Source organism: Methylophaga sp. UBA1464, assembly GCF_002325665.1.
Lineage (GTDB): Bacteria > Pseudomonadota > Gammaproteobacteria > Nitrosococcales > Methylophagaceae > Methylophaga.
Map to the genome: position 1 here is coordinate 44179 of NZ_DCSO01000052.1, position 7622 is coordinate 51800.

8 protein-coding genes are annotated in these 7622 nt (G+C 44.2%); 3 read left to right on the forward strand and 5 right to left on the reverse strand.

All coding sequences use genetic code 11. From position 1 onward, the window contains the following. Positions 1–145 precede the first annotated feature (145 nt). Genes B3O33_RS06280 through B3O33_RS06295 form a run of 4 tightly spaced genes read right to left on the reverse strand, consistent with a single transcriptional unit; the run spans position 146 to position 4014 of the window. Positions 146–1591, reverse strand: a complete 1446-nt coding sequence (locus tag B3O33_RS06280) for an HDOD domain-containing protein (RefSeq protein WP_292359372.1) — start codon at positions 1589–1591, stop codon at positions 146–148. After that, positions 1588–2511, reverse strand: coding sequence for a 5'-nucleotidase (locus B3O33_RS06285; protein WP_292359370.1), 924 nt, complete (start codon positions 2509–2511; stop codon positions 1588–1590). Before B3O33_RS06285 ends, B3O33_RS06280 begins: the two co-directional genes overlap by 4 nt. Before the next feature lie 2 nt (positions 2512–2513). Next, a complete protein-coding gene (locus B3O33_RS06290) occupies positions 2514–3131 on the reverse strand; it encodes a nuclease-related domain-containing protein (protein WP_292359368.1) in 618 nt (205 codons plus the stop codon). A 10-nt stretch (positions 3132–3141) separates the two neighbouring features. Continuing rightward, the gene (locus tag B3O33_RS06295) at positions 3142–4014 is read right to left on the reverse strand and encodes a cation diffusion facilitator family transporter (RefSeq protein WP_292359367.1); all 873 of its coding nucleotides are present in this window, start codon (positions 4012–4014) and stop codon (positions 3142–3144) included. Between the two features lie 127 nt (positions 4015–4141). Here B3O33_RS06295 and B3O33_RS06300 point away from each other — a divergent pair, with 127 nt between their 5' ends. Further along, positions 4142–5776, forward strand: coding sequence for an alpha-D-glucose phosphate-specific phosphoglucomutase (locus B3O33_RS06300; protein ID WP_292359365.1), 1635 nt, complete (start codon positions 4142–4144; stop codon positions 5774–5776). Positions 5777–5784: 8 nt separating this feature from the next. Next, positions 5785–6378 carry a Maf family protein gene (locus B3O33_RS06305; protein WP_292359363.1) on the forward strand — a complete coding sequence of 198 codons (594 nt, stop codon included), beginning with the start codon at positions 5785–5787 and terminating at the stop codon, positions 6376–6378. Positions 6379–6404: 26 nt separating this feature from the next. On the opposite strand, the gene B3O33_RS06310 is transcribed toward B3O33_RS06305, so the two are convergent. After that, positions 6405–6809, reverse strand: coding sequence for a hypothetical protein (locus B3O33_RS06310; RefSeq protein ID WP_292359362.1), 405 nt, complete (start codon positions 6807–6809; stop codon positions 6405–6407). Positions 6810–6971: 162 nt separating this feature from the next. Between B3O33_RS06310 and B3O33_RS06315 the strand changes: the two genes are divergently transcribed. Then, positions 6972–7622 (forward strand): aminoglycoside phosphotransferase family protein (locus B3O33_RS06315; RefSeq protein WP_292363208.1); only part of this gene is annotated, 651 nt, incomplete at its 3' end.

The following is a 7622-nucleotide window of genomic DNA, read 5'->3' on the forward strand; positions in this document are numbered from 1 at the left end:
GGCGAAGGGACTCGAACCCCCACGGATTGCTCCACTGGAACCTAAATCCAGCGCGTCTACCAATTCCGCCACTCTCGCAAATCGTTACAGATATGCTTACATATCTAATTAAGTCGGCCATTATAGCCAGATAAACTGACCAAAACTAGCCTTGTATTGTCAAAAATGCGAATGCCAGGGCTGCTTGCTGGCAAAACTGGCGAAAAGCGATAAGATCCTGTCGATCTAATTCCCTGCCGGATGCCTGTCTGTCAGCCAGAAATAACCCCACGGGTTTATTGGCTTTTTTTAATGGCATTGCCAGGACTGCGTTGACACTTAATAAATCTTTACTTTCTGTTTGCAGTTTTTTTAACGCATTCTGCTGTGATGAATCGACCAACAAAGCATCTTCTGCAGACAGTAAATCACTAAATATTGACGGTTTACTCTGAATGTCTATCTGAAACAACTCACAGAATTGTTCATCCTGGTTGCCAAGAGCATAACGACAATTCAGCCGGCTTTTATCCGCTGATATCACCGCAAAAATCACGCGATCCATGCCTGTACCACGATAAATACCTTCCATCACCATTTCAAGTATCTGATTAATTCCCCTATGCTCCTGAATCGCTTGCGAAATATCCTGCAGAATGCGTAGCTGGATAGATTGGTCCGGTACCTGATAAATGGCTGTAAGTTCAACGTCACTGATGAAGTTCTCTGACTCCCCTTCGGCCTGGACTTCATCAGGCAAAGGGATCAATCCATGTGCACGCTCTATACCGGTCAGGTTAAGTAATTGCTGGGCAGCCAGGGCACTGGCATAGACAGTTGGTTTTACTGTTTCAGTTTTACTGTGAGTCAGCTCCGCGACACCGTCAAACCATGGCGCTAACTTACTGACATTCCATGATTTTCTGGTATCAATTGCCAATTGCCCCGCGTAACGAATGATCTTTACCGCTTCGGTCTTTACATGAGGGCGAAAACTTTCAATTAATAAGTCATTTAATGCCCAGGCTTCCGCCAGTCCCTGTGTGAGTTGATTCAGGGTGTATCCTAAGGTTTCTGTTTGGGCGGATACATTTGATTCGGTTTGTTCAAATGCTGTGACGGTTTTTTCATCCGCAAAGGCCCAAAACGTCAGATGTCCCAAACGTGACAATAACGCGGCAATGAAAATATCTTCCGGCATTTCCGATTTACAAAGCGTCGCCATATTTTGTGCCTGCACAGCAGCGTGCAGAGATATAGCCATTTCCTTCAATACTTTTTCATGTCGTTTACTGGCTTTTAATGAATCAATTAACACCAGTGTCAGTGCCAACACTTTGACCTGCTCAAAACCTAGCAGCATTAAGGCTCTGGAAACGGTATTAATGTGATGACCTTGCGGATTGTAATACACACTGTTGGCCATTTTTAATAAACGCCCGGTCAAAGCCGCATCACGCAAAATAACCTGTGCCACATCGACCGCGGCACTGTCTTCCTGTTCCAGAATTTGATTGATTTCCAGCATGGTATTGGGAAATACCGGCATATGCTTATCCGTCAGTTGACGGATAAACCGTTGAGCTGCGACAGGTATTGGCGTCAGTGTCATTCGCTGTCTTCTTTCGCAACCAGCTGATTAGCGATGCCATGTGGAACATGGCCGGTAGCAACATGATCTCTTGCAGAAATACAGTGACGTTCCTGATCATCAAAAAAGATATCGGCACCAAATGATTTCAAAAACGGACCTTTCTCCATACCTCCCAGAAAAATAGCTTCATCAATTCGAATCCCCCATTCACGTAAGGTACGGATTACCCTTTCATGAGCGGGCGCAGAACGAGCTGTTACCAGTGCGGTGCGAATCGGTGAGCTGTTTTCCGGATATTGCGTCTGGATCTGATTCAATGCCATTAAAAAGTCTTTAAACGGGCCACCCGATAATGCCTGACGGGCCGTTTGCTGCTCGTTCTGAGTAAAAGCTTCCAGTCCACGCTCTTTAAATATCCGCTCGGACTCATCCGAAAATAAAACTGCATCCCCATCGAAGGCAATACGAAGTTGCTCGGATTCAGAGTTATTCCCCAGATTGGATGGCAATATTGTCGCAGCAGCGATACCCGCTTCAAGCGCCATACGAACATCTTCAGGACTAGTGGATAAAAACAGGTTGGCACTGAACGGTGCTACATATCTATAAGGACTGCTACCAGAGGTAAACACAGCACGGATAATGGCTAATTTATGGTGTTGGATCGAGTTGAACACTCTTAGGCCGGTATCGGCACTGTTACGTGATAACAAGATGATCTCAACACGTGGAGTATTGGGATTATTATCATTTAAAGCCAGTAACTTCTTCACCAGATTAAACGCACCACCCGGAGATAATGGCACATCCTCATTTTCAATCTGAAACTGGCAATAGGCTTCAGTACCCTGCTCCTCGTAAATTCGATGGCTTTCATCCAAATCAAACAATGCACGCGATGAAATAGCCACCACCAATGGTTTTGTCGGCGTTTCCACGTTTACTCCCTGATTAATGATTGAGCATCTAAATGAGCATTCTGTTTAATGACATTCCACATTTTTTCTCTGGCTTCAGCTGGTAACTTCGGGCTGTTAAATAATCTTTGCATATCCTGTTCAAAACTGGTCAGTACAGATACCGATGCCGGTTTGCCTTTAGGAAAATCACTGTCAGCGGTAAAAACCACATGACAGAACACCGGCATTTTGGGGATTATCGAACGGACAGCCTGACGAGCATTTTCGAGATGATGCAACGGATTGGTAAACTTATAACTCCGACCGTCGACAATTTGCGTCCATTCCTCAATTTTTTCGGCCCCGAACAGGTGACCACTTATCGGGTAATCACGCAGAATCAATATGCCTTGTTCCAACAGAAAAAGCTTTTCAATTTCCAGCAAACCGCCTAATCCATCCGGCAGGACCAAATTCTTAAGTTCGTCCTGTTTATAGGGTTTTAACACTTGCTCAATCTGAATCTCTGAATGACTTTTCCGAACAAAATGCCGATAGAATAACCAGATAACGAATATAACAAATACGCCCAGTGCACCGGCCGTTTCTATAGAAAATTCTTCAAGCAAACGAGTACCACTCCTAAATTTTTCAGACATTATACGGCGTTCAGATGAGGCTTTGTGCATTTGCCTTATCGTTTTGCGGGTCCTGATGAATAATGATTTCGGCATCATCAAATAACCCACGAATTTCGCGACTCACTTTATCACTGACATTATGCGCTTCCTGTAAACTCAGCTCAGGATCCAATTCCAGATGCAACTGAATAAAAACCGTCGTGCCTGAACGTCTGGTCCTTAAATCATGCAGACCTTTGGCTTGGGGATGCGTAAATACCAATTGTATTATCTGTTGCCGCTCAGCCTCAGAGATTTCATGATCCATCAATAAATCAATGGCATCCCTGAGAATTTTCCATGCACTGAACAAGACATACATGGCAATCATTACCGCCATTAATGGGTCGAACCAGAGCAAGCCGAACTGCGTTAATAACAAAGCAATGATCACGCTGAAATTGACCAACAGATCTGACTTGTAATGTAATGAATCCGCACGAATGGCTGATGAATTGGTTTTGGCGATGACATAACGCTGAAGCATTAATAACCCAATAGTAGCAATCATCGAAATGACCATTACCGCCACACCGAATTCTATTCCAGATGTCAGAGGCTGAGGATTGACCAACCTGCCACTTGCCTGAAACAACAACATAATTGCTGAACCAGCAATAAACATTGATTGGCCTAACGCCGCCAGAGGTTCTGCTTTACCGTGACCAAAACGATGTTCTTTATCGGCCGGCTGCAAGGCGTGCCGGATAGCCAGCAAATTCACGAGCGATGCCAGCAAGTCGAGACTGGAATCAATAAGGCTTGCCAGAATGCTGATGGAATCCGAACTATACCAGGCAATAAGCTTGGCTGTAATCAGCAATAATGCAGTGACAACTGAAGCGTAGCTTGCGATACGCATGAGCGCTGCATTATTGAATTGTTGAGACCGTAACATGTTGTCAGTATAGTGAGACCCAACCTTTGTGCAAAGCGGTAATGAACTGCATTTACCAACAGATTAACTGCCTTTTCAGGAAAGAAATATCATGCCGATCATCAACATCACCAGTCAGCCGTTTACTGATCAACGTCCTGGCACATCAGGTCTGCGTAAGCGAGTTAAGGTATTCCAGCAGGAACATTATCTGGAAAACTTTGTACAGGCGATGTTTGATGCCATTGGGAACACCAGGAATCAAACCCTGGTCATCGGCGGCGATGGTCGTTTTTACAACGAAACAGCGATTCAAACCATTGTGAAAATGGCAGTAGTCAATGGTTTCAAACGATTGATTATCGGTCAGCATGGTCTGCTTTCAACTCCGGCAGCATCGTGCATTATTCGAAAATATCAGGCTTTTGGCGGGGTTATCCTCTCGGCCAGCCATAATCCTGCAGGTCCGGAGGGTGATTTTGGTATCAAATTCAATATTCGAAATGGTGGCCCAGCGCCGGAAAGTATTACAGAAGCTATCTATCAGCTAAGTCAGAAAATTTCTTCCTATCGTATTTTCGAATGTGAGGACATTTCTTTGTCTGATATAGGAACCCAGTATCTACAGGATATGCAGATCGATATCATCGATCCGGTTACTGATTATGCTGAGATGATGGCCAATATTTTCGATTTTCCGGCAATTCGTGCATTGCTGTGTAACGGCCGCTTTCAAATGCGTTTTGATGCGATGCATGCCATTACCGGACCATATGCAAAAGAAATCCTCGAAAAACGCCTGGGCGCAGAAGTTGGTACAGTGATTAATGGTATCCCACAAGCTGATTTTGCCGGCGGCCATCCAGATCCTAATCTTACCTATGCACCTGAGTTGGTGGCAGAATTATTCGCCGAAAATGGTCCGGATTTCGGTGCAGCATCAGATGGTGACGGCGACCGAAACATGATTCTTGGCCATGGAATATTTGTCACACCTTCAGACAGTCTGGCTATTATGGCAGCGAATGCAGATCTCGTTCCCGCTTATCAGGAAGGACTCAAAGGTATCGCCCGATCAATGCCGACCAGTCAGGCTGCAGATAAAGTCGCAAAATCGCTGAATATTCCGTTGCATGAAACCCCGACAGGCTGGAAGTTTTTTGGAAACCTGCTTGATGCAAATCTGGCAACATTGTGTGGTGAGGAAAGCTTTGGAACCGGGTCAAATCACATTCGTGAAAAAGATGGTCTATGGGCGGTATTATTCTGGCTGAACATTCTGGCAGTCAGACAGCAATCGGTAATGGATATTGTGCGCCAGCATTGGCAGAAATATGGCCGTAATTATTACACTCGCCATGATTATGAAGAAATCCCCACCAATAAAGCGAATCAGTTAATTGAAAGATTGCAACTGCAACTGCCACAACTGCCGGGACAAAACATGAACGGATATATCGTGAAATATGCTGATAATTTCGGTTATCACGATCCGGTGGATAACAGCATTGCTGAAAATCAGGGCATTCGTATTGGATTTACCGATGGTTGTCGTATTATTTTCAGACTTTCCGGTACCGGTACACAAGGCGCAACATTAAGGGTCTATATTGAAGCGATTGAAGATAATCCCGATAAATTGTTTGCAGATACCCAGACAAGACTGCAAGATCTCATTGATCTGGCCGATAGCTTAGCGGGTATTAAATTACTTACAGGCCGTAATGCGCCGACTGTTATTACTTAGGTTTATTCATGCAAACATTGATTTTAGGTTCCAGCTCGCCTTTTCGGGCTGAACTGCTGGCTAAATTACATTTGAAATTCATTACTGTATCACCGGATATTGATGAAAGCCCGCTAGCCAATGAAAATCCCGAACAACTGGTAAAACGTTTGGCGGAAGCCAAAGCCCGTAAAATTGCAGAACATTATCCAGACAGCCTGATTATTGGTTCGGATCAGGTTGCCGTTTTAAACAAGCAGATAATGGGCAAGCCCGGAAATCATACCAAAGCCACTGAACAGCTTTGTGCAGCTGCTGGAAACAAGGTTATCTTTATCACCGGCCTGGCTTTGTATAACGCAGCAACTGACAATATGCAGTCTTTGGTAGATTATTATGAGGTGATATTCAGAAATCTGACGGCAGAACAAATTGATTTTTATTTACAGACAGAACAGCCCTATCAATGTGCCGGCAGTTTTAAATCAGAAGGTTTTGGAATAAGTCTGTTTCAGGAGCTTCGTGGTCAGGATCCCAATAGCCTGATTGGACTGCCGCTGATCCGGTTAATTGAACTGCTGGCCAACGAAGGTGTCGATGTGCTGGCGCAGCAGTCCGTTTAGGATTTGTTGCGATTTCAGGACCTGGATTATTGCTGTTTGTTTTTTTCAGCGTTTTCCATGGCCGCAGCCTGGGCAGCCATATTATTCATTGCCTGTCCCATTAACTGGCGAGCAGCCTTTGAACGTAAGTTTCTGGCCATGCCTTCTGTGAGTCCGGGATTAACATTATTATCTGTCAATAATTGCTTTAATTCATCCAGCCGAGGCTCACATGACTGAAGAATTTCATCAGCATTCTGTGTGGCGTCTTTACCGCTTTTACTGGTTTTTAAACGTGACTCCATCATACATTTATTGTAGGCGGTAATATTATTGGTCATTTCATTAATTGCTTCCTGTGGCATATCGCCCGGAGTCAACATAGACTCTTCGGCCAAAACTGTTGAACATAAGACAGCCAGTGAGCCAGCAGCCAGGTAGTGCTTAATCATTTCATCCTCTCCAGATATTTATAGTTTTTTGGTGCCAAACTAGGACTGGCACAGTAGGCAAATTATCCCATTGTGTGTGAATACGCTACAATCTGCCGACATAATCAAATCAGTAATCAGGCTTTTCAGTCTGATTTTTCAAACTCATAACGCACATCCCAGATGAACAACAAACAAGATATACGCTTTCAACAGTTGCAACAATGGTTACAAAACTTTGTAACCGATAAAAATTATTCTTTAGTGCCCGCCTCCAGTGATGCCAGCTTTCGACGTTATTTCCGACTGAGACAAAACGATAGCAGCCAGATCATTATGGATTCACCTCCGGAGCATGAAGATAATCATGCTTTTATCAAAGTGGCCACATTACTGGAACAATATGGCCTGAATGTCCCGCATATTTATCAGCAGGATACGCACTCCGGTTTTCTTATCCTGAGCGATCTGGGTTCCACACCCTATCTTTCTCAGTTATCGGCAACCACAGCCGATGCGCTTTATAAAAAAGCCATTGATAGCCTGATTAAATTACAGAAGATTCCTGGTAATCATCAGCAATTACCTACATATGATTCAGCCTTGTTATATCGTGAGATGCGGCTATTTGATGAGTGGTTTCTGCAAAAACATTTACAGTTAACTCCTCCTGACTGGTTAGCATCTATATACGATTTCTTAGTAAACAATGCCCTAACTCAGCCACAGGTCATCGTACATCGGGACTTTCATTCCAGAAATTTGATGTATCTACAGCATCAGCCCCCAGGGATAATTGATTTTCAGGATGCCGTCATTGGAGCTATTAGCTAC